At 58.8% G+C, this 19,491-nt stretch carries 34 protein-coding genes and 1 pseudogene; 3 read left to right on the top strand and 32 right to left on the bottom strand.

The window, feature by feature from the left end; all coding sequences use genetic code 11:
* Positions 1–222: 222 nt before the first annotated feature.
* Together V8359_RS00175 and V8359_RS00170 are read left to right on the top strand one after the other, a co-directional pair.
* Complete coding sequence (locus tag V8359_RS00175) at positions 223–471, top strand: hypothetical protein (protein WP_336426673.1); 249 nt, start codon at positions 223–225, stop codon at positions 469–471.
* A 2-nt stretch (positions 472–473) separates the two neighbouring features.
* Positions 474–929, top strand: coding sequence for a host attachment family protein (locus V8359_RS00170; RefSeq protein WP_336426672.1), 456 nt, complete (start codon positions 474–476; stop codon positions 927–929).
* A 77-nt stretch (positions 930–1,006) separates the two neighbouring features.
* Here V8359_RS00170 and rplQ read toward each other — a convergent pair whose 3' ends face one another.
* The 27 genes from rplQ to rplB all read right to left on the bottom strand — a co-directional run bounded on the left by rplQ (position 1,007) and on the right by rplB (position 16,270).
* A complete protein-coding gene (gene rplQ / locus V8359_RS00165; protein ID WP_336426671.1) occupies positions 1,007–1,432 on the bottom strand; it encodes a 50S ribosomal protein L17 in 426 nt (141 codons plus the stop codon).
* A 119-nt stretch (positions 1,433–1,551) separates the two neighbouring features.
* Positions 1,552–2,568, bottom strand: coding sequence for a DNA-directed RNA polymerase subunit alpha (locus V8359_RS00160; RefSeq protein WP_336426670.1), 1,017 nt, complete (start codon positions 2,566–2,568; stop codon positions 1,552–1,554).
* Positions 2,569–2,682: 114 nt separating this feature from the next.
* On the bottom strand, positions 2,683–3,072 hold the full coding sequence (gene rpsK / locus V8359_RS00155) for a 30S ribosomal protein S11 (protein ID WP_121163565.1): 390 nt from the start codon (positions 3,070–3,072) through the stop codon (positions 2,683–2,685).
* 15 nt (positions 3,073–3,087) lie between these two features.
* Positions 3,088–3,456: a 30S ribosomal protein S13 gene (gene rpsM, locus V8359_RS00150; RefSeq protein ID WP_336426669.1), complete on the bottom strand. Its 369-nt coding sequence runs from the start codon at positions 3,454–3,456 to the stop codon at positions 3,088–3,090.
* 219 nt (positions 3,457–3,675) lie between these two features.
* Positions 3,676–4,110, bottom strand: coding sequence for a hypothetical protein (locus V8359_RS00145; RefSeq protein WP_336426668.1), 435 nt, complete (start codon positions 4,108–4,110; stop codon positions 3,676–3,678).
* On the bottom strand, positions 4,103–4,516 hold the full coding sequence (locus tag V8359_RS00140) for a hypothetical protein (RefSeq protein WP_336426667.1): 414 nt from the start codon (positions 4,514–4,516) through the stop codon (positions 4,103–4,105). Before V8359_RS00140 ends, V8359_RS00145 begins: the two co-directional genes overlap by 8 nt.
* Before the next feature lie 191 nt (positions 4,517–4,707).
* A complete protein-coding gene (locus tag V8359_RS00135; RefSeq protein ID WP_336426666.1) occupies positions 4,708–5,349 on the bottom strand; it encodes an adenylate kinase in 642 nt (213 codons plus the stop codon).
* A complete protein-coding gene (gene secY / locus V8359_RS00130) occupies positions 5,346–6,713 on the bottom strand; it encodes a preprotein translocase subunit SecY (RefSeq protein ID WP_336426665.1) in 1,368 nt (455 codons plus the stop codon). Before secY ends, V8359_RS00135 begins: the two co-directional genes overlap by 4 nt.
* A 110-nt stretch (positions 6,714–6,823) precedes the next feature.
* Positions 6,824–7,297 carry a 50S ribosomal protein L15 gene (gene rplO, locus V8359_RS00125; protein WP_336426664.1) on the bottom strand — a complete coding sequence of 158 codons (474 nt, stop codon included), beginning with the start codon at positions 7,295–7,297 and terminating at the stop codon, positions 6,824–6,826.
* Positions 7,298–7,636: 339 nt separating this feature from the next.
* A complete protein-coding gene (rpmD, locus tag V8359_RS00120) occupies positions 7,637–7,825 on the bottom strand; it encodes a 50S ribosomal protein L30 (protein WP_336426663.1) in 189 nt (62 codons plus the stop codon).
* A gap of 12 nt (positions 7,826–7,837) precedes the next feature.
* On the bottom strand, positions 7,838–8,425 hold the full coding sequence (gene rpsE, locus V8359_RS00115; protein ID WP_336426662.1) for a 30S ribosomal protein S5: 588 nt from the start codon (positions 8,423–8,425) through the stop codon (positions 7,838–7,840).
* A gap of 112 nt (positions 8,426–8,537) precedes the next feature.
* Positions 8,538–8,897 carry a 50S ribosomal protein L18 gene (rplR, locus tag V8359_RS00110; protein ID WP_336426661.1) on the bottom strand — a complete coding sequence of 120 codons (360 nt, stop codon included), beginning with the start codon at positions 8,895–8,897 and terminating at the stop codon, positions 8,538–8,540.
* 12 nt (positions 8,898–8,909) lie between these two features.
* A complete protein-coding gene (rplF, locus tag V8359_RS00105; RefSeq protein ID WP_336426660.1) occupies positions 8,910–9,443 on the bottom strand; it encodes a 50S ribosomal protein L6 in 534 nt (177 codons plus the stop codon).
* Positions 9,444–9,456: 13 nt separating this feature from the next.
* Positions 9,457–9,849, bottom strand: coding sequence for a 30S ribosomal protein S8 (gene rpsH, locus V8359_RS00100; RefSeq protein ID WP_336426659.1), 393 nt, complete (start codon positions 9,847–9,849; stop codon positions 9,457–9,459).
* A 12-nt stretch (positions 9,850–9,861) separates the two neighbouring features.
* Positions 9,862–10,167, bottom strand: coding sequence for a 30S ribosomal protein S14 (gene rpsN, locus V8359_RS00095; RefSeq protein WP_336426658.1), 306 nt, complete (start codon positions 10,165–10,167; stop codon positions 9,862–9,864).
* Between the two features lie 21 nt (positions 10,168–10,188).
* The gene (rplE, locus tag V8359_RS00090) at positions 10,189–10,752 is read right to left on the bottom strand and encodes a 50S ribosomal protein L5 (protein WP_336426657.1); all 564 of its coding nucleotides are present in this window, start codon (positions 10,750–10,752) and stop codon (positions 10,189–10,191) included.
* Entirely contained in the window at positions 10,745–11,056 is a 312-nt protein-coding gene (gene rplX / locus V8359_RS00085) for a 50S ribosomal protein L24 (RefSeq protein WP_336426656.1), read from the bottom strand. The genes rplE and rplX overlap by 8 nt, the downstream gene beginning before the upstream one ends.
* A gap of 1 nt (position 11,057) precedes the next feature.
* Positions 11,058–11,426: a 50S ribosomal protein L14 gene (gene rplN / locus V8359_RS00080; RefSeq protein WP_336426655.1), complete on the bottom strand. Its 369-nt coding sequence runs from the start codon at positions 11,424–11,426 to the stop codon at positions 11,058–11,060.
* Between the two features lie 80 nt (positions 11,427–11,506).
* Positions 11,507–11,737, bottom strand: a complete 231-nt coding sequence (rpsQ, locus tag V8359_RS00075) for a 30S ribosomal protein S17 (RefSeq protein ID WP_336426654.1) — start codon at positions 11,735–11,737, stop codon at positions 11,507–11,509.
* A 12-nt stretch (positions 11,738–11,749) separates the two neighbouring features.
* On the bottom strand, positions 11,750–11,950 hold the full coding sequence (gene rpmC, locus V8359_RS00070; protein ID WP_336426653.1) for a 50S ribosomal protein L29: 201 nt from the start codon (positions 11,948–11,950) through the stop codon (positions 11,750–11,752).
* Positions 11,951–12,143: 193 nt separating this feature from the next.
* Entirely contained in the window at positions 12,144–12,629 is a 486-nt protein-coding gene (locus V8359_RS00065) for a bacterioferritin (RefSeq protein ID WP_336426652.1), read from the bottom strand.
* Positions 12,630–12,785: 156 nt separating this feature from the next.
* Positions 12,786–13,406, bottom strand: a complete 621-nt coding sequence (locus V8359_RS00060; protein WP_336426651.1) for a 2OG-Fe(II) oxygenase family protein — start codon at positions 13,404–13,406, stop codon at positions 12,786–12,788.
* A gap of 222 nt (positions 13,407–13,628) precedes the next feature.
* Entirely contained in the window at positions 13,629–14,042 is a 414-nt protein-coding gene (rplP, locus tag V8359_RS00055) for a 50S ribosomal protein L16 (RefSeq protein ID WP_336426650.1), read from the bottom strand.
* Positions 14,043–14,054: 12 nt separating this feature from the next.
* A complete protein-coding gene (gene rpsC / locus V8359_RS00050) occupies positions 14,055–14,762 on the bottom strand; it encodes a 30S ribosomal protein S3 (protein ID WP_336426649.1) in 708 nt (235 codons plus the stop codon).
* Positions 14,762–15,142 carry a 50S ribosomal protein L22 gene (rplV, locus tag V8359_RS00045; protein WP_336426648.1) on the bottom strand — a complete coding sequence of 127 codons (381 nt, stop codon included), beginning with the start codon at positions 15,140–15,142 and terminating at the stop codon, positions 14,762–14,764. The genes rpsC and rplV overlap by 1 nt, the downstream gene beginning before the upstream one ends.
* Positions 15,143–15,145: 3 nt before the next feature.
* Positions 15,146–15,424, bottom strand: coding sequence for a 30S ribosomal protein S19 (gene rpsS, locus V8359_RS00040; RefSeq protein ID WP_216336671.1), 279 nt, complete (start codon positions 15,422–15,424; stop codon positions 15,146–15,148).
* 3 nt (positions 15,425–15,427) lie between these two features.
* Positions 15,428–16,270: a 50S ribosomal protein L2 gene (gene rplB / locus V8359_RS00035; protein ID WP_336426647.1), complete on the bottom strand. Its 843-nt coding sequence runs from the start codon at positions 16,268–16,270 to the stop codon at positions 15,428–15,430.
* 367 nt (positions 16,271–16,637) lie between these two features.
* Between rplB and V8359_RS00030 the strand changes: the two genes are divergently transcribed.
* Positions 16,638–16,985, top strand: a complete 348-nt coding sequence (locus V8359_RS00030) for a phasin family protein (RefSeq protein ID WP_336426646.1) — start codon at positions 16,638–16,640, stop codon at positions 16,983–16,985.
* A gap of 227 nt (positions 16,986–17,212) precedes the next feature.
* Here V8359_RS00030 and V8359_RS00025 read toward each other — a convergent pair whose 3' ends face one another.
* From V8359_RS00025 to tuf, 5 genes and pseudogenes are all read right to left on the bottom strand, one after another.
* Entirely contained in the window at positions 17,213–17,509 is a 297-nt protein-coding gene (locus tag V8359_RS00025) for a 50S ribosomal protein L23 (protein ID WP_336426645.1), read from the bottom strand.
* Positions 17,506–18,123: a 50S ribosomal protein L4 gene (gene rplD / locus V8359_RS00020; protein ID WP_336426644.1), complete on the bottom strand. Its 618-nt coding sequence runs from the start codon at positions 18,121–18,123 to the stop codon at positions 17,506–17,508. Before rplD ends, V8359_RS00025 begins: the two co-directional genes overlap by 4 nt.
* Positions 18,120–18,962: a 50S ribosomal protein L3 gene (rplC, locus tag V8359_RS00015; RefSeq protein ID WP_336426643.1), complete on the bottom strand. Its 843-nt coding sequence runs from the start codon at positions 18,960–18,962 to the stop codon at positions 18,120–18,122. Before rplC ends, rplD begins: the two co-directional genes overlap by 4 nt.
* A 15-nt stretch (positions 18,963–18,977) precedes the next feature.
* Complete coding sequence (gene rpsJ, locus V8359_RS00010; protein ID WP_057795293.1) at positions 18,978–19,286, bottom strand: 30S ribosomal protein S10; 309 nt, start codon at positions 19,284–19,286, stop codon at positions 18,978–18,980.
* Positions 19,287–19,368: 82 nt separating this feature from the next.
* Positions 19,369–19,491: pseudogene (gene tuf / locus V8359_RS00005) on the bottom strand (elongation factor Tu); the annotation flags it as partial.

Genomic DNA, 19,491 nt, shown 5'->3' with positions numbered 1-19,491 from the left:
ACCTCAGACTCCGACACTAAAGGCGTGGAACGGCGCCCGCCTCAGCGCCGTAGGCAGCGCTGCAAGAAACATCGAAAGAGAGAATAAAACGCGTCGCATGGTCCCTCCCGGGGGCGGATGACGATGCCGTCTGATATGTCGGCGCACGCCCAAAATGCAAGCGCGGACACCGGAACCCGGGCACACCTTCGCACGTTGAGAGGCAAGAAAGGAAGGTGCATCATGGCAGATCGCAAACGAAGCCAAGACGGAAAAAGTGAAACCGAAGAGTTTCTAGACAAGGCAGAGACGCCGTCGCAGCAAGGCCGCGCCCAAGGCAATCTTGAGCGCAAGGTTGGAACGCGTGACACCCTGAAACGAAGCCGCGACGCCGATGCAGGCGCAACCCGCGTCCACAAGTCCGACGAAAAGGGCGAAGGCAATCTTGGCGGCCATCACGGCACTGGCGAGGACAAAGGCAAGGAGAAGTGAATATGGCGAAACTCAAGAAGAACACGCTGGTCGTGGTCATGGACAGTGAAAAAGCCCTCTTTCTGCGCAACCTGACGGACCACCAGAATCCGAATTTTGAGGTTAAGGATCAGGAAGGGCAAAATAATCCCTCGGATATTGATCAGTCCGCCAATCGACCGGGCCGCATGCCCGACACCGGTGTTGGTCACAGATCGGCAATGGATGACACGGATTGGCACGAATTGGCCAAGGACCGCTTTGCAAAAGACCTGTCCGATCTTCTTTACAAAGAGGCACACGCGGGAGATTTCGAACATTTGGTCATCGCCGCATCGCCACAGGTTCTGGGTGTTCTGCGCGACGAAATGCACAAGGAAGTGCTTAGCAAGCTGGTGATGGATATCCCCAAGACGCTAACCAATCATCCGGTCGACGAAATCGAGACCATCATCAAGGCCGAACTTGACGCGGCCTGATACTTGGCCCCGAGACTGAAAAAGCCGCCGGATCTCTCCGGCGGCTTTTTAATGCGTTTTAAACAGATACGCGCGATTTATGCGTCGTCGTCTGCCATGTCTTCTTCTGCCATACGCGCCTTGTCGGCCGCGCCTTTGGCATCCACATCACGCTCAACGAACTCGATGATCGCCATGGGCGCCATGTCACCATAGCGGAATCCGGCCTTGAGGACGCGGACATAACCGCCCTGACGGTCCTTGTAGCGCGGCCCAAGCACATCAAAGAGTTTGGACACATGCATGTCCTGCTTGAGTTGAGCTGCGGCCTGACGACGGGCGTGAACATCACCGCGTTTGCCCAGTGTCACAAGCTTTTCCACGATCCGGCGCAGTTCTTTGGCCTTCGGCAGCGTGGTCTTGATCTGCTCATGTTCGATGAGCGAGCCTGCCATGTTCGCAAAGAGCGCCTTGCGGTGCTCATGGGTGCGGTTCAGGCGGCGGTATCCTCTTGCGTGACGCATTTTCTATCTCCTAGCTTGATTTTGCTTTGTCCGGCGGTCTGATGCGTGTCAGCCGCTGTCCTTGGGGCGGGATTGCCCGGGGGTGAGCGCAAGCCGGGTCATCCCCGGCTTGCGAAATCTTAAAAGGCGTCTTCGAACTTCTTCGCCAGATCCTCGATGTTGTCCGGCGGCCAGTCCTCGACGTCCATACCAAGATGCAGCCCCATGCCCGACAGCACTTCCTTGATTTCGTTCAAGGATTTGCGGCCAAAGTTCGGAGTGCGGAGCATCTCTGCTTCGGTCTTCTGAATCAGATCGCCGATATAAACGATGTTGTCGTTCTTGAGGCAGTTGGCGGAACGCACCGAAAGCTCAAGCTCATCGACTTTCTTGAGCAGCAGCGGATTGAACTCGAGACCGTCGTCATCATCCTGACGCTGGGCCGATTCCGGCTCGTCGAAGTTGACGAAGATGCTCAGCTGATCCTGAAGGATGCGGGCGGCGAATGCCACCGCGTCATCGGGCGAGATCGAACCGTCGGTTTCGATCTTCATCGTCAGCTTGTCATAATCGAGCACCTGTCCCTCGCGGGTGGGCTGTACGTCATAGCTGACACGGCGCACGGGACTATAGATCGCATCCACGGGGATCATGCCGATGGGCGCGTCCTCGGGTTTGTTCTTGTCCGCCGCGACATAGCCCTTGCCGGTATTAACCGTCAGTTCCATGTAGAGGTCCGCACCATCGTCGAGGTGACAGATCACGTGATCGCGGTTCAGGACTTCGATCCCGGCGGTTTCAGAGATGTCGGCGGCGGTGACAACGCCCGGTCCCTTGGCGGACACCGAGATACGCTTGGGCCCTTCGACATCCATGCGCAGCGCGACACCCTTGAGGTTCAGCACCACATCGGTGACATCTTCACGGACACCAGCAACCGACGAGAACTCGTGAAGCACGTTGTCGATTTGAACGCTGGTGATCGCGGCCCCCTGAAGTGAGCTGAGCAACACACGGCGCAGCGCGTTGCCCAGAGTCAGGCCAAAACCACGCTCAAGCGGTTCGGCAACGACGGTTGCCTGACGCAGCGGGTCATTGCCCGGCTTAACGTCAAGCTGTGTCGGCTTGATCAATTCTGCCCAATTCTTATGGATCATGCGTCCCTCCATTCCTGTTTCCGGCCCCATGTCCAAAGGCCGGAAACGCCCGAGGTTTCAAAAAGACGGAATGGGGCCGTGCCAAAACACGCGGCCCCACTCCGGAAATACGTCTCAGACCCGGCGGCGTTTCGGCGGGCGGCAGCCGTTATGCGCCATCGGGGTCACATCACGGATCGAGGTGATGTTGAAACCGACAGCAGCGAGTGCGCGCAGCGCGGACTCGCGGCCCGAACCGGGCCCCTGCACTTCGACTTCGAGCGTGCGCATGCCATGTTCCTGCGCCTTGCGGCCCGCGTCTTCTGCGGCCATCTGGGCGGCGTAGGGGGTTGATTTGCGCGATCCCTTAAACCCCATGGTGCCAGCCGACGACCAAGCGATCGCATTGCCTTGCACATCCGAGATCAGGATCTTGGTGTTGTTGAACGAAGAGTTCACATGCGCCACGCCTGTGGCGATGTTCTTGGAGACCTTGCGCTTTGTGCGACGGGTATCACGTGCCATGTCGAATGCCCTCCCTTACTTCTTCTTGCCGGCGATAGCTTTCGCCGGACCTTTGCGCGTGCGCGCATTGGTATGAGTCCGCTGACCGCGGACGGGAAGGTTGCGACGATGACGCAGACCACGATAGCTGCCGAGATCCATCAGACGCTTGATGTTCATCTGCCTTTCACGGCGCAGGTCGCCTTCGACCATGTAGTTGGCGTCGATATGTTCGCGCACCGCGAGAAGCTCGGAGTCCGAGAGTTCGTTGACGCGACGGCTCTGCTCGATGCCGACGGCATCGCAGATGTCTTTGGCGGAAGTGTCGCCAATTCCGGTGATATAAGTAAGGGCGATCGGGACCCGTTTGTGGGTCGGGATGTTTACGCCGGCGATACGTGCCACGTGTCACTTTCCTTTTCGTTGCGGATCCGTAGTTCCAGACCCTTTTTTCACAACGTAGGCCCGAGGCATAACGCTCCGGGCCGCAGCTGATTTAAGGTGATCGATTCGCCACGGGTGCGACCCGTTCGGGAATCAACTCTCTATCGAGATAGCGCTGGTTAGAGCCATAAGCCAGGAGCGTCAACCCCTGAGCACAAGGTTCCTCGACAGCCCCCTCTCTTATTGCTTGGCCGTCCCGTCATCGCCCTTCCATCCCCATTGCTCACAGGGGAAATAGTATCCCGACAAGCTGCTTTGAGCATAGGCGGCGGCATGAACACGACCACGCGCGTTCACGGTGATTTCAAAGGGTGCCGCCCACTGTCCGGCACCGTCGTCACATTTTGCATCGACTTGGATTTCAAGCCCCGTAACATAGGAAAGCGGTGTGTCGATCCACGTGCAACTTTCGGAATGGCTATAGATGCCGTCGGGAGCCAGAAAGGCAAGATCCACCAGTTCCTGCTCCTCGCCCGGTGCCTCACAGAAGCCGGGGTTGTCCACGATGGCCGGCGTGCCCTCTTTGACATACATGAGATTGGCCTCGCCCTGGGCGATGGTCCCAAGGCCGAAAGCGACGGCCATCGCACCCCCTCGGATCAGTCGATCAATCATCTGCGGTCTCTTCCTTTGGCTTTATCGATGTGGCGCGATCATGCGACTTGGCATCCGGCGCTTCGGGGCAAGGTCCGTATGTTTTCCGTGGCAAACGCTTATCGGCGGAACGCAGTGACAACTGGCCGTCAGCGGTGCGTATGAAAACAGTGTCCACACCCCATTCATTCGTGCCGTTGGCACAGCGGGCCTTGCGCGGCTGACGGGCCGGCGCATCCGCCGTCAAATCAAGATCAGGGGACCAGCGGCAATCGATGAAATGGTCCGACACAACACCTGCACGCAGAAAGGTCACGCCTTCGAGTTCCTGAATGGGGAACCCCGCGCCGCAGATATCCGGTCGCGAGGTCCATATCTCTTCGGCCCAAGCTGTGGTTCCGAGCAAGGAAACGGACGCAAAAATCAAGATGTCACTCAAAAAACTTCGCATAAATCACCTTCTCGGTGTGTCATGGCGACCAATGCGTTTCGGCAACGCGATGCCTCGGCCGTTTTAACGACCCTATTAAGGCATGATTGTTCACACCGTTCCAGTGGCAACAAAAAATAAGGTGGCTTGGCGCGTGGCGGCGCAAAGCCGCCGCTGCGCTGAAATCTTCAGTCGAGCAGACCGGCGATGGCCATCTTCACGTCGTCAATCTCACCCAGACCATCGACAGTGCGCAGCATGTCCTTGGCGTAGTAGTAACCGATAAGCGGCGACGTTTTCTTGTAATATTCCATGAGGCGGTTGCGCAGCGCTTCCTCGTTGTCATCCGCGCGGCGATTGAACTCGGTCCCACCGCATTTGATGCATTTGCCGTCGGCGGGGATGGGTTTGGTGTTGTCGTTATAAACCTCACCGCAACCGCCACAGGTTGACCGCGCGGTAATCCGATCAACGAGTGCATCGTCATCGACGCGCATTTCGATCACGGCGTCGAGCGTTTCACCGCATTCGCCAAGCAGATCGCCCAGAGCATCAGCCTGAGCAAGCGTGCGCGGGAAACCGTCAAAGATGAAACCGCCACCCTTCTCGCCCTGAAGCTTTTCGCGAATGAGGCCGATCACGATCTCGTCTGTCACAAGATCGCCCCGCGCCATCACATCCGCCACAACCTTACCCATCTCGGTACCGCTGTCCTTGGCTTCGCGAAGCATGTCGCCCGTGCTGAGCTGGATCATGTCGCGTTCTTCCACTAGAAGATGCGCCTGCGTGCCTTTGCCCGCGCCCGGCGGTCCGAGAAGGATAATGTTCATTTGCGTTGTGTCCCTTTTCTGCGCGCGCGGCGTTTTCCTTTACCGCTAAGCTGCGACTTTTCAATGAGGCCCTCATACTGATGAGCCAGCAGATGCGACTGCACCTGCTGGATCGTATCCATCGTGACCGAAACCACGATCAAGACCGAAGTGCCCCCAAAATAGAAGGGAATGGCAAATTGTGAACGCAGAATTTCAGGAAGGAGACAAACTGCCGCAAGGTAAGCCGAGCCCAGAACAAGAACACGCGTCACGACATACTCAAGATACTCGGCGGTTTTCTTGCCCGGACGGATACCGGGAATGAAACCATTCTGGTTCTTGAGGTTGTCGGCAACGTCGTCGGTCTTGAAGGCCACGTTATATGTATAGAAATACGCGAAGAACACGATCATGCCGGTAAAGAACACAAGGTAAAGCGGCTGTCCGGGTCCAAAATACGCAAGGATGGTCGACATGACCGGGCTTGCCCCCTCGCCCCCCGAGAACGTGCTGATCGTCGTCGGAAGAAGCAGGAGCGACGAGGCGAAGATCGCGGGGATGACGCCCGCCGGGTTCACCTTGACCGGAAGATGCGACGAGCCTCCGTCATAGACTTTCATACCCACCTGCCGACGCGGATACTGAATATGAATCTTGCGGAGGCTACGCTCCATGAACACCACGAAAGCGATGACCGCCACGACCATCACGATCACGCCTACGATCACCGCAGGACTGATCGCACCACTGCGACCACTGGCGAAGAACTGTGCCAGTGCCGCGGGAACTTCGGCGATGATGCCAACAAAAATGATGAGCGAGATGCCGTTGCCGATGCCACGCGCCGTGATCTGCTCCCCGATCCACATTAGGAACATTGTGCCCCCGACGAGGGTAATCATGCAGGACGCGATGAAGAACATGCCCGGATCGGTCACGAGCCCGCCGGATTGCAGGCTGACGGCAAGCCCGTAGGATTGCAGTGTCGCAAGGCCCACAGTGCCATAGCGCGTGTATTGGTTGATTTTCTTGCGCCCCTGCTCACCCTCTTTCTTGAGCTGTTCAAGCTTCGGCACCATGGCTGTCAAAAGCTGAACGATGATCGAGGCCGAGATGTAAGGCATGATGCCCAGAGCAAAGATGCCCATCCGCCCGAGCGCGCCGCCGGTGAACATGCTGAGCATGCCGCCGATACTTGCCGCTGCACCTTCCATGAACTCGCGAAGCTCGGCACCGTCGATCCCCGGCACCGGGATAAACGTGCCCAGCCGGTAAATGATCAGAAGCCCGATCGTGAAGAAGATACGTTTGCGAAGGTCGGTGGCCTTGCCGAATGCGGACCAGCTCGTGTTGGCCGCCATTTGCTCTGCTGCGGAAACCATTCAGGCGTCTCTTTCATGTGCAGACGCCGCCAAAGCCGTTTTCCGGCTCAGGCGGCGTCAATGGGAAAACTGGAGGTTATGTAAGCGCCGCGGACGGCGCCCACAACCTCTTATTCGGCCGCCTGCGCGGAAGTGACCTTGAGTGAGCCGCCCGCCTTCTCGACCGCGTCGACCGCGGATTTCGAAGCCCCGGAGACTTCCAGAGTCAGCTTGGCGGTCACGTCGCCTTTGGCCAGAACACGCACCCCATCGAGTTTGCGGCGCACGAGGCCCGCCTCGATCAGTGATTCTTCGTTGATCGTGCCTTTGGCGTCAAGTTTCTCGGCATCCACGAATTTCTGGATCATACCAAGGTTGACCACCGCGTATTTCTTGCGGTTCGGCTTGTTGAAGCCGCGCTTGGGCAGACGTTGGTAGAGTGGCATCTGGCCACCCTCGTAGCCCTTGATCGCCACACCCGAGCGGGATTTCTGACCTTTGATCCCGCGGCCGGCGGTTTTGCCCATGCCCGAACCAGGGCCGCGGCCAACGCGCTTTTTCTTTTGGGTTGCGCCGGGATTGTCGCGCAATTCATTGAGTTTCATGTCGCTTCTCCTTTGCCGGATGTGACCCCCGAAGCGTATGGGCCAACCGCGGCGTTTCTTGATTTTTCGAGTCGCCCGTGCCGGGCCACCGGGCGCGTATAGACGGGATGGATAGGTGGATCAAGCCCCGCTGACGCTTGGACCAGCCTCGAACTCAGATGAGAGATTATCACATCTTAGCGGACCGGTCGAATACCACCATTGCGCTGTCTTTCGTGGGTGCCTTGGACGGCGGAAAAGAAGCGCTTTGAGGGCCGCGTCACCCAGCTGCCCACAAGACGCGAAACGCCCCGGACATCGCTGACCGGGGCGCACTCATTTTCAAGTCGAGGCTGACCCTCAACCTTTTTCTTCGACGACCTGAACCAGATGCGGGATCTTGCGGATCATGCCGCGAACCGAGGGGGTATCCTCAAGCTCGCTTGTCTTGTGCATCTTGTTGAGGCCGAGGCCGATCAGCGTCTGACGCTGCTTGGCGGGGCGGCGGATCGGTGAACCCACCTGCTTGACGATAATGGTTTTTGCCATGGTTCCGTCTCCTTAGCTCGGCGAGGCCATGTCGACCGGAGCGTCCGGCGGGCTGGCTTGGGGTGCGTCATCCTTACGCAGGATATCAGCGACCTTCTTGCCACGACGTTGTGCGACCATGCGCGGGCTGGTTTCTTTCTGAAGACCGTTCAGCGTGGCGCGGATCATGTTGTAGGGGTTTTGCGACCCGACGGATTTCGCCACCACGTCCTGAACACCCAGCATCTCGAAGACAGCCCGCATCGGACCACCTGCGATGATACCGGTCCCGGTGGGCGCGGTGCGCATCACAACCTTGCCGGCGCCATGACGGCCCTGCATGTCATGGTGCAGCGTGCGGCCTTCGCGCAGCGGCACACGGATCATCTGACGCTTGGCCTGCTCGGTGGCCTTGCGGATGGCCTCGGGGACCTCCTTGGCCTTACCCTTGCCAAAGCCGACGCGGCCTTTCTGATCGCCAACCACGACAAGCGCGGCGAAGCCGAAACGCTTACCACCCTTGACGGTTTTGCTGACGCGATTGATCGCAACAAGGCGATCAGCGAATTCTGGGGTTTCATCGCGATCGCGACCACCCCGGCGGTTATCATCTCTTGCCATTCGGCTTCCTTTCCAGTCGAGGCGCACATTGGCCCCGGTCTACTCTCGATCCCAGTGGGCAGATTATGCGCCCCCGGATCATCGAGGCGGCCCCGAAAGGCCGCCTGCACCTTCAGATTTTCAGACCACCCTCGCGGGCGGCATCGGCCAGAGCCTCGATATTGCCGTGGAAGAGGAATCCACCACGGTCGAACTGTGCCTCGGTCACACCGGCCTTTTTGGCGCGCTCGGCGATTGCCGTGCCCACCTTGGTCGCGGCTTCGGCATTGTTCTTGCCGACAACCCCAAGATCCTTCTCAAGGCTCGAGGCCGCCGCGAGAGTGACACCGTTCACATCGTCAATCAGCTGAACACTGATATTCTTGTTGGAACGGTGAACGCTCAGGCGCGGACGCCCGGAATTGACCTTACGAAGCTTGCTTCGAACGCGCAGGCGGCGTTTCTGAAACAGTTGTAGTTTGCTGTTTGCCATCTTTTCGCGTCCTTACTTCTTCTTGCCTTCCTTCTGGAAGATATACTCGTCCTTGTAGCGGATGCCTTTGCCCTTGTAGGGCTCGGGCCGCCGCCAGTCGCGGATGTTGGCCGCAACCTGACCGACGAGCTGCTTGTCCGTGCCTTCGACGGTCAGTTCCGTCGGCTTCGGCACGGTGACAGTCACACCTTCCGGAATTTGAAAATCGACATCGTGGCTAAGCCCGAGGTTCAGTTTCAGGACGTTGCCCTGAAGCTGTGCCCGATACCCAACACCGCGAATTTCCAGCTCTTTCTTGAACGTTTCATTCGCCCCATGGACCATGTTGGCCACGACGGTGCGGGTCATTCCCCACTGCTGACGGGCGCGCTTGGACTTGCCGCGCGGCGTCACAGTGATCGAACCGTCGGCCACTTCGATTGTGACATCGTCGGTGGCGGTGAAGGACTTGCTGTCCTTGGGGCCTTTCACTTCGATGGTCTGGCCAGATACACTGGCCGAAACGCCATCGGGAAGGGCCACGGGCTGTTTTCCGATACGAGACATAATCTGGGCCTCCTCAGAATACCGTGCAGAGCACTTCGCCGCCAACATTGGCTGCGCGCGCGGCTGCATCCGACATCACACCCTTCGGGGTGGAGACAATCGACACGCCCAGGCCCTGACGAACCGTGGGAATGTCCTTAACGCCCATATAGACGCGACGACCGGGTTTGGAGACCCGCTTCATTTCGCGAATGACAGGAGCGCCTTCGAAATACTTCAGGCTGACTTCGAGGGCCGGGTGGCCGTTCTTGCCCGGGGCTTCTTCGTAGCCACGGATATAGCCTTCGTCCGCCAGAACATCGAGAACGCGTACACGCATTTTCGACGCTGGAACCATGACGGTGGATTTGCCACGCATCCCCGCATTGCGGAGACGGGTGAGCATATCGCCGATTGGATCGTTCATCTCGTACCCTCCTTACCAGCTCGACTTGACCACACCGGGCAGTTGCCCGGCGGAACCGAGGTCGCGCAGAGCGATCCGGCTGATCTTGAGTTTACGGTAGTAGGCGTGCGGACGCCCGGTGAGCTGGCAGCGGTTATGCAGCCGGGTTGCCGAGCTGTTGCGCGGCAGTTGCGCAAGCTTGAGAGACGCGCGGAAACGCTCCTCCATCGGCTTGCTCTCATCAGAGATGATCTCTTTCAACGCGGCGCGCTTGGCGGCATATTTTTCCACCAGTTTCTGACGCTTCTTCTCGCGTTCGATCATTGCTTTCTTAGCCATTTTTCAAATCCTCCCGCGGCATCAGCTAGTGAAGGGCATGTTGAAATGCTTCAACAGCGCCTTGGCTTCGGCATCAGTCTGAGCCGTGGTTGTGATAACGATGTCCATGCCCCAGGATTCATCGATGTTGTCGAAGTTGATCTCGGGGAAAACCATGTGCTCTTTGAGGCCCATGGCATAATTTCCGCGACCGTCAAAGCTTTTGCCCGAAACGCCGCGGAAGTCGCGGACACGGGGCAAAGCGATTGTGATCAGCCTGTCGAGGAAATCATACATCCGGTCGCCGCGCAGCGTGACCTTGGCGCCCATGGGCATGCCATCACGAACGCGAAAGCCAGCGATCGAGTTTTTCGCAACGGTCATCACGGCGCGCTGGCCAGCGATGAGCGTCAGATCCTCAACAGCCGATTTGGCCTTCTTGCTGTCCTTCACCGCCTCACGGCCACAGCCGATGTTGAGGACGATCTTGTCCAGACGCGGGATCTGCATGTCGTTCTTATAGCCGAACTCTTCCTTGAGCGCGGGGCGAACGGTTTCGCGAAATGCCTCGCGCAGACGCGGGGTATAGGTTTCGGTATCAAGCATCGATCACGTCCCCCGTGGTCTTGGCGAAACGGACTTTCTTTTCGCCGTCGATTTTAAAGCCAACGCGCGTGGGTTTGCCGTTGGCATCAAGCAGTGCAAGGTTGCTCAGGTCGATTGGCATCGCCTTCGGGATGCGCCCACCCTGACTCGTTTGGCTCTGGCGGGTGTGACGAACAACCATGTTCACGCCGTCCACAACGGCCTTTCCAGCCTTGGGATCGACGGATGAGATTGTGCCTTCCTTGCCCTTGTCCTTGCCGGCAAGAACGACGACTTTATCGCCTTTTTTCAGTTTGGCAGCCATGTCACAGCACCTCCGGGGCGAGCGAGATGATCTTCATGAAGTTCTTGGCGCGCAATTCGCGCACCACCGGGCCGAAAATCCGCGTGCCGAGCGGTTCACCTGCGTTATTCAGGATGACGGCGGCATTGCGGTCGAAACGGATGGCGGTGCCGTCTTCACGGCGAACTTCTTTGGCGGTGCGCACGACGACGGCCTTGCGGACATCGCCCTTCTTTACGCGGCCGCGCGGGATGGCTTCCTTGACCGAGACGACGATGATGTCGCCCACGGACGCGTATTTACGCTTGGAACCACCCAGGACCTTGATGCACTGAACCCGGCGGGCGCCGGAGTTGTCAGCAACATCCAGATTGGTCTGCATCTGGATCATTTGGTTTCTCCTGACCTTTGGGGTCGCACTTGCGTGTCGTTGGCCCCATGGTTTCGATCAAACTGAAAGGCTCTGAGGGCTTACGCCTCCAGAACCTCCCAGCGTTTCGTCTTGGATTTGGGTGCGCATTCGATGATGCGGACCTTGTCACCTACTTTGTAGGTATTCTGTTCATCGTGAGCCCGGTATTTCTTGGACTTACGGATGGTTTTCTGAAGCACAGGGTGCTTGAAACGGCGTTCGACCGAAACGGTGACGGTCTGTTCGTTGGCGTCGCTGGTCACGCGGCCTTGAAGGATACGTTTGGGCATGTCTCTCGCTCCTTACTCGGCTGCGGCGTGGGCTTTTTCATTGAGGATTGTCTTGACGCGCGCGGCGTCACGACGGGCCTGACGCATCCGGGCCGGGTTTTCCAGCTGGCCGGTCGCGGCCTGAAAGCGCAGGTTGAAGTGCTCTTTCTTGAGGTTGGACAGCTCCTCGCGAAGCTGGTCCGGCGTCTTTTCACGCAGTTCACTGGCGTTCATCGCCTATTCCTTTCTCAAAACACCGGCCGGCCCCTGATTTCGGCTCAGGGTCACGCGGTAGCCCGGTGGATGAATTGCAAAACACGAATCCCCGCAACGCGGGGAACCCATGGATTGGCGCTCTATAAGCGAGGTGGGGAGTTAGGGCAAGGGGGAGTTTACCGTAAACTACGCCTTACCCTGCGAAGGGCCATTATTCGCCTTCGGTATCGCCTGCCGAGACGTATTTGGAGGAATACCGCTCTTCGCCCAAGCGATCCAGCAGGCTTAGCTGTAGCTCAAGCCATTCGCGGTGCCCTTCTTCTTCGATCGCGATGGTTTCAAACAACGCCTTCGAGGCCAAGTCATCTGCTTCATATGCGGCTTTGGCGGCTCGGGTATAGAATTTGATCGCCTCTTTTTCGTCGACCAGATCGCTTTCGAACATGTCGCGAAGGGATTTTGAAACTTTCGGCGTTGCGGCGAACGCCATTTCCGGCGAACCGCCCAAGCTGAAAATACGTTCAAGAAAACGGTCGGCGTGGCCGTTCTCTTCTTCAAATTCACCACGCATTTGGGTGGCAAGCTTGTCGAGCCCCCAATCATCCAGAAGATGCCCATGCAATTGGTATTGATGGGCTGCCGTCAGTTCCATTTGCAGCGCGGTATTGAGGTTTTTCAATGTTGTTTCGTTAGACATAAATTTGCTCCTCCTCCCATGATGACAATCTATTCATTCGAGCGTAGGTGTGAACCCTAAAACATATATAATTTTTAATATGTGTTGTACTTGGGGTTTAACCGGCTTGTTTGCAAAACACGCGAGTCTTGAGCCCGAGATCAGAAAGAACGTCGATCATTCCCACGCGTAGTTGAAGCTGACCGAAATCCGGTCGTCTTCGGACATGTTCATGGGCACCTCGTGGCGCAGCCAGGATTCCCAGAGCAAGACATCACCCACCTTGGGTGTCGCATAAACAAACGTCCGCAGCTCCTCGCGCGCGCCCTTCTTGCGGGCTGGAGCCGCCATCATCCGGGACGACCGCGGATCTTCGAGCTTGAGCGCGCTGGCGCCACCGGGCATGGAGACATATGTGGTCCCGGATATCACCGAATGCGGGTGAATATGGCTGCCATGGGTGCCACCTTCAGGAAGGATATTGATCCAGATATCTTCTAGCTTCAGGTCCCGCCCATCAAGATCGAACTCGAGATCCTCGGCAAAGGCCGCCACATGCGCATCGAGCACCCTCACCAGATCGGCAAAGATGGGAAACCGCCAAGGCAGATCGGTCAGCGACGCATAGGAGGTATAGCCGGGATAACCCTCGGTTTCGCACCACGCTTGCCCTGCCTCGTCATCCTCGGCGATGGAATAACAAGACGCCTCAAGCTCGGCGGCGTCGATGGTGGGCGCGTGCTCGTTGAGGGCGGCACGGTAAAGGCGGGTCACGAAGAGGGAGCGGATCTGGGACATGCCCCGTTCCTAGCGCAGCCTCTGCCCCGAGGCGAGAGGCAAATTCACCGTGCAGGCCGCTTGCAGGCGGCATGGCCAAGCGTCTTGCAAGGCGCTTCACACGCGGCTTGGACGCCGCGATAGAGGCCCGTTGCAACGGGCTTGCTGGTAGCGCTCAAACGAAAGCCCCCGCGCGATCGCTCGCACGGGGGCAAACCGTAGGGTGGGGTTTCACCCCACCGATTACCAGTCCTCGCGAACGACGACCCGTGTCTTGATCGGAAGCTTCATCGCGGCAAGGCGCAGGGCCTCCATCGCGATGCCTTCGCTGACGCCGTCGATCTCGAACATCACACGGCCCGGTTTGACCTTGCAGGCCCAACGATCGACCGATCCCTTACCTTTACCCATACGTACTTCGATGGGCTTCGCGGTTACCGGGGTGTCCGGGAAGATACGGATCCAGACGCGGCCCTGACGCTTCATGTGACGCGTCATGGCACGGCGTGCGGCCTCGATCTGCCGGGCGGTGACACGCTCGGGCTGGGTGGCTTTCAGACCGAAAGACCCAAAGTTGAGATCAGAGCCGCCCTTGGCTTCGCCCTTGATCCGGCCTTTGTGCATCTTGCGGAATTTTGTACGCTTCGGTTGCAGCATATCCAGTCCTCCTTAGCGACGGCCGCCGGCGCCACGGGGCGCGGGACCATCCTGGAGCTCTTGGGCCTTGCGATCACGGGCACCGGGATCGTGCTCCATGATCTCACCCTTGAAGATCCATACCTTGATGCCGATGATGCCGTAGGGCGTCATGGCTTCGGAGTTCGCATAGTCGATGTCCGCGCGCAGCGTATGCAGCGGAACCCGGCCTTCACGATACCATTCGGTCCGGGCGATCTCGGCCCCGCCAAGACGACCGGACACGGTGACCCGGATACCAAGGGCCCCCATGCGCATGGCGTTCTGCACGGCGCGCTTCATCGCACGGCGGAAGGACACACGACGCTCAAGCTGTTGTGCGATGCTGTCACCCACAAGGGCCGCATCCAGCTCAGGCTTGCGCACTTCAACGATATTGAGATGCAGTTCGCTGTCGGTGATATTGGCCAGCTTCTTGCGCAAACCTTCGATATCGGCGCCTTTTTTGCCGATGATCACGCCGGGACGCGCAGTGTGCACCGTGACGCGGCACTTTTTGTGCGGACGCTCGATGATCACGCGGCTGATGCCGGCTTGCTTGCACTCTTTCTCGATGAACTCGCGGATCGCGATATCCTCAAGCAGAAGATTGCCGTAGTCCTTGGTGTTGGCATACCAGCGGCTGTCCCAGGTGCGGTTCACCTGCAGGCGCATGCCAATCGGATTGACTTTGTTACCCATTAGGCTTGCTCCTCAACTTCACGCACCTTGATTGTCAGTTCCGAGAACGGCTTGCGCAACGCGCCAAACCGGCCACGGGCACGCGGGCGTCCGCGCTTCATGACAAGGTTCTTGCCGACATAGGCCTCGGCGACGATAAGCTCGTCCACATCAAGGTTATGGTTGTTTTCAGCGTTGGCGATGGCCGACTGAAGGCACTTCTTCACGTCTGCCGCGATACGCTTTTGGCTAAAGGTGAGGTCGTTGAGCGCCTTGTCCACCTTCTTGCCACGGATCATCGCCGCAACCAGATTGAGTTTTTGCGGGCTGGTGCGAAGCATGCGCAATTTCGCCATTGCTTCGTTGTCTGCCACGCGGCGGGGGTTCTTTTCCTTGCCCATGACTTACTTCCGCTTCGCTTTTTTGTCGGCCGCATGCCCGTAATAGGTGCGCGTCGGCGAATACTCACCGAACTTCTGACCGATCATGTCCTCGCTCACGTTGACGGGAACATGCTTGTGACCATTGTAAACGCCGAACGTCAGGCCCACGAACTGGGGCAGGATGGTCGAACGGCGCGACCAGATTTTGATGACTTCGTTGCGGCCCGACTCGCGCGCTGCCTCGGCCTTTTTCAGGACGTAGGCATCGACGAAGGGGCCTTTCCATACAGAACGTGCCATGTGTTAGCGGCCCTTCTTCTTGGCGTGACGCGAGCGGATGATAAGCTTCTGCGACGCCTTGTTCTTGTTACGGGTGCGCGCACCCTTTGTCGGCTTGCCCCAAGGCGTGACCGGGTGACGGCCACCCGAGGTCCGACCTTCACCACCGCCATGGGGGTGATCGATGGGGTTCATGACCACGCCGCGGACGCTCGGGCGGATGCCCTTGTGACGCATGCGGCCGGCTTTGCCGTAATTCTGGTTGCTGTTGTCGGGGTTGCTAACGGCACCGACGGTCGCCTTGCACTCTTGGCGCACCATGCGCAGCTCGCCCGAAGACAGACGGATCTGAGCATAGCCACCATCGCGGCCGACGAATTGAGCATATGTGCCCGCGGCGCGTGCGATCTGACCACCCTTACCGGGCTTGAGCTCGATGTTGTGAACGATCGTGCCGATCGGCATGCCGGCAAATGGCATGCAGTTGCCCGGCTTGATGTCGACCTTGTTGCCCGAGTAAATCCTGTCGCCGATGGCGAGGCGCTGAGGCGCGAGGATATACGACTTTTCGCCGTCCTCGTATTGCAACAGCGCGATGAACGCGGTCCGGTTCGGATCATATTCGATGCGAACGACCGTGGCCGCCACGTCAAACTTGTTGCGTTTGAAATCAACGATCCGGTAAAGGCGTTTCGCCCCACCACCGCGTCGGCGTGATGTGATACGTCCGGTATTGTTCCGGCCACCCGATTTCGTCAGACCCTCGGTGAGGGATTTGACGGGGCGTCCTTTCCAGAGCTCCGAACGGTCGATCAGCACCAGCCCGCGCTGGCCCGGCGTCGTTGGCTTATACGACTTGAGTGCCATGCTTTCTGTCTTCCGTTTAGCAAACGAAGGGATTGGTGAAACCAATTCCTCCTATGTAGGGTGAGTTTTCAACCCACCATCGTTATAGGCCCCCGAAGGTGCCCGACTCTTTGTTCTTGCGAACAACAGCGAAGCCCCGGACGAATCCGGGGCCTTGCGGATGGGGTCTGATAGGGGAGGTGGCGGGTGCGGTCAAGGGGGTGGACACACAATCGCGCCCCAAACACGCCTATCGCGCCACCATTAGACACAGATCAAGGCCGACCCCACCGAACCTGTTTAAACTACGCTTCTGGAACAACAAGACAGCGAGAACGCACGCGACATCAAGCGGGCCCACGATCAGCCCGGACAAGGGAGAAAGATCATGACAAAATCCGCAAAGAAAACCGCCCCCAAAACCGACACCACGGCCTTCACCTCCGCTATGGCGATCGGGCACCCGGCGGCCACGCTCTGGCTCGACATCATGGCCGAAAGCACCCGCTTCATCTCTGAACGTCTACAGAACGATTTCGAGACTCAGCAGGCGCTGCTGCACTGCCAGAACCCGGCCGATCTGGTGCAACTGCAATCGGAATCTTTCCGCAAGGCTGTGGAGCAATACACCTCCGAGGCGCAGCGGATGTATGACATCATGACCGAGGCCACGGGCGACACGGTCAAGGACGCCAAGACCAGCACGAAGCGCGGCTATGACGACGTCCCAGTGTAAATGTGGGCAGAAACAAAGCCCCCAAGCCGCGTGAACGACGCCCGCGGGGGCGGTTCAACGCTGGTTCGGGGCACTTTATCCCAGGCCAAATCCCTATGGAGTTCAAGCGGCAGGTGTCGCCCTTGCCACTGCGCAGTCCCCGACGAGACCAGAACGAAAAAAACCCCGACTACCTTTCGGCAGCCGGGGGTTTCATTCCGTAGGGTGGGGTTTCACCCCACCTCGGGTCACAGACCCGTGGTCACGTCGATCGTGTTGCCCTCTTCGAGCGTCACATAGGCTTTCTTCACGTCTTTCCGCTTGCCGGGTTGGCCACGGAAACGCTTGGTCTTGCCTTTGGTGATCGTCGTGTTCACCGCTTTCACCTTCACACCAAAGAGCGCCTCAATGGCCTCTTTGATCTGGGGCTTGGCCGCGTCGATCGAGACCTCGAACACAACCGCGCCGTTCTCGGACGCCATGGTCGCCTTCTCGGTGATCACCGGCTTGCGGATCACATCGTAATGTTCTGCCTTCGCGCTCATTTCAGTCGAGCCTCCAGTGCTTCGACACCCGCCTTGGTCAGCACGAGCGTATCGCGCTTGAGGATGTCATAGACATTTGCGCCCACCGACGGCAGCACATCGAGCCCCTCGATGTTGCGTGCGGCCTTGGCGAAGCCTTCGTTCACCGCGGCACCGTCGATCACCAGGGCACGTTTCCAGCCCAGATCCCTGACCTGCTTGGCCAATGCGGCGGTCTTGCCCTCCGCTTCGGCCGTGTCGATCACGACCAGCTCACCGGCTTTCGCCTTGGCGCTGAGCGCGTGCTTGAGACCAAGCATACGAACCTTTTTAGGCAGATCATGCGCATGGCTGCGCGGTACGGGGCCCTTGTAGATACCACCCTTGCGGAAAATCGGGGCCGACCGCGCGCCGTGGCGTGCGCCGCCGGTGCCCTTCTGGCGATAGATCTTCTTGGTCGAGTAGCTCACTTCCGAGCGGGTCTTGACCTTGTGCGTCCCCTGCTGCGCCTTGTTGCGCTGCCAGCGGACGACACGGTGCAGGATGTCCGCGCGCGGGTCCAGGCCGAAGATGTCTTCGCCCAGATCGACCGAGCCGGCCTTGCCGCCGTCCAGTTTGATCACGTCGAGTTTCATTCTTCGCCTTCCTTCTTCTCGGCCTCGATTTCGGCCTCCGCTTCTTTGAGGGCCTCGGCCTCGGCTGCGGCCTGTTCTTCGGCTGCGGCCTTGGCTGCGGCTTCTTCTTCGGCTGCGGCCTGTGCGGCGGCTTCCTCAGCGGCTTTCGCGGCTTCCTCGGCGGCCGATCTCAGGGCCGCGGGCAGGATCGCGTTCTCGGGGAACGGCTTCTTGACCGCATCCTTGATCGTCACCCAGCCACCCTTGGAGCCCGGAACCGCGCCCTTGATCATGATCAGGCCACGGTCCGCGTCGGTCTTGACCACCTGAAGGTTCTGCGTCGTCACCTTCGCAGCCCCCATGTGACCGGCCATTTTCTTGCCTTTGAAGACCTTGCCAGGATCCTGACACTGCCCGGTGGAGCCGTGCGAGCGGTGCGAGATCGACACACCGTGCGTGGCCCGCAAGCCGCCGAAATTGTGCCGCTTCATGGCACCGGCAAAACCTTTACCGATCGACGTGCCCGAGACGTCCACGAACTGACCTTCGAAATAATGGTCCGCCGTGATTTCTTCACCGACATTGATCAGGTTTTCAGGCGCGACGCGGAATTCCGCGACCTTGCGCTTGGGCTCGACCTTAGCGACCGAGAAATGCCCACGCATGGCCTTTGAAACACGCTTCGCCTTGATCGATCCGGAGCCCAGCTGAACCGCCGAATACCCATGATCCTCGGGCGTGCGCTGAGCGACGACCTGAAGTTTGTCCAATTGAAGAACGGTGACAGGAACCTGTTTACCGTCTTCCATGAAAAGCCGGGTCATACCGACTTTCTTTGCGATTACACCAGAGCGCAACATGATCCACTGCCCTCCTTACACCGAAATCTGAACATCGACACCCGCCGCGAGGTCGAGCTTCATAAGCGCGTCCACGGTTTGCGGGGTCGGGTCCACGATGTCGAGAAGACGCTTGTGCGTGCGGATCTCGAACTGATCGCGGGATTTCTTGTTCACGTGGGGACCACGCAGAACGGTGAATTTCTCAATCTTGTTCGGCAGCGGGATCGGGCCACGCACATCAGCGCCGGTGCGCTTTGCGGTGTTGACGATTTCCTGCGTGCTGGCATCCAGTACGCGGTAATCGAATGCCTTTAGCCGAATGCGAATATTTTGGCTTTGCATTGTCTTAGCCTTTCGCGGCGTTGGAGTTGATAGGAGGGAGGCCGGACCACCCGGCCTCCCTCTTCGAACCCGGAGTATATGATCACTCGAGGATTTTGCTGACGACGCCTGCGCCGACGGTGCGGCCGCCTTCGCGGATGGCGAAGCGCAGGCCGTCTTCCATCGCAATGGGCGCGATGAGTTCGACCGTGAACTTCAGGTTGTC

Source organism: Roseovarius sp. E0-M6 (assembly GCF_037083845.1).
GTDB lineage: Bacteria > Pseudomonadota > Alphaproteobacteria > Rhodobacterales > Rhodobacteraceae > Roseovarius.
Note: the sequence above shows the minus strand (reverse complement) of the source record. Positions and strands in the feature narration are given on the sequence as shown.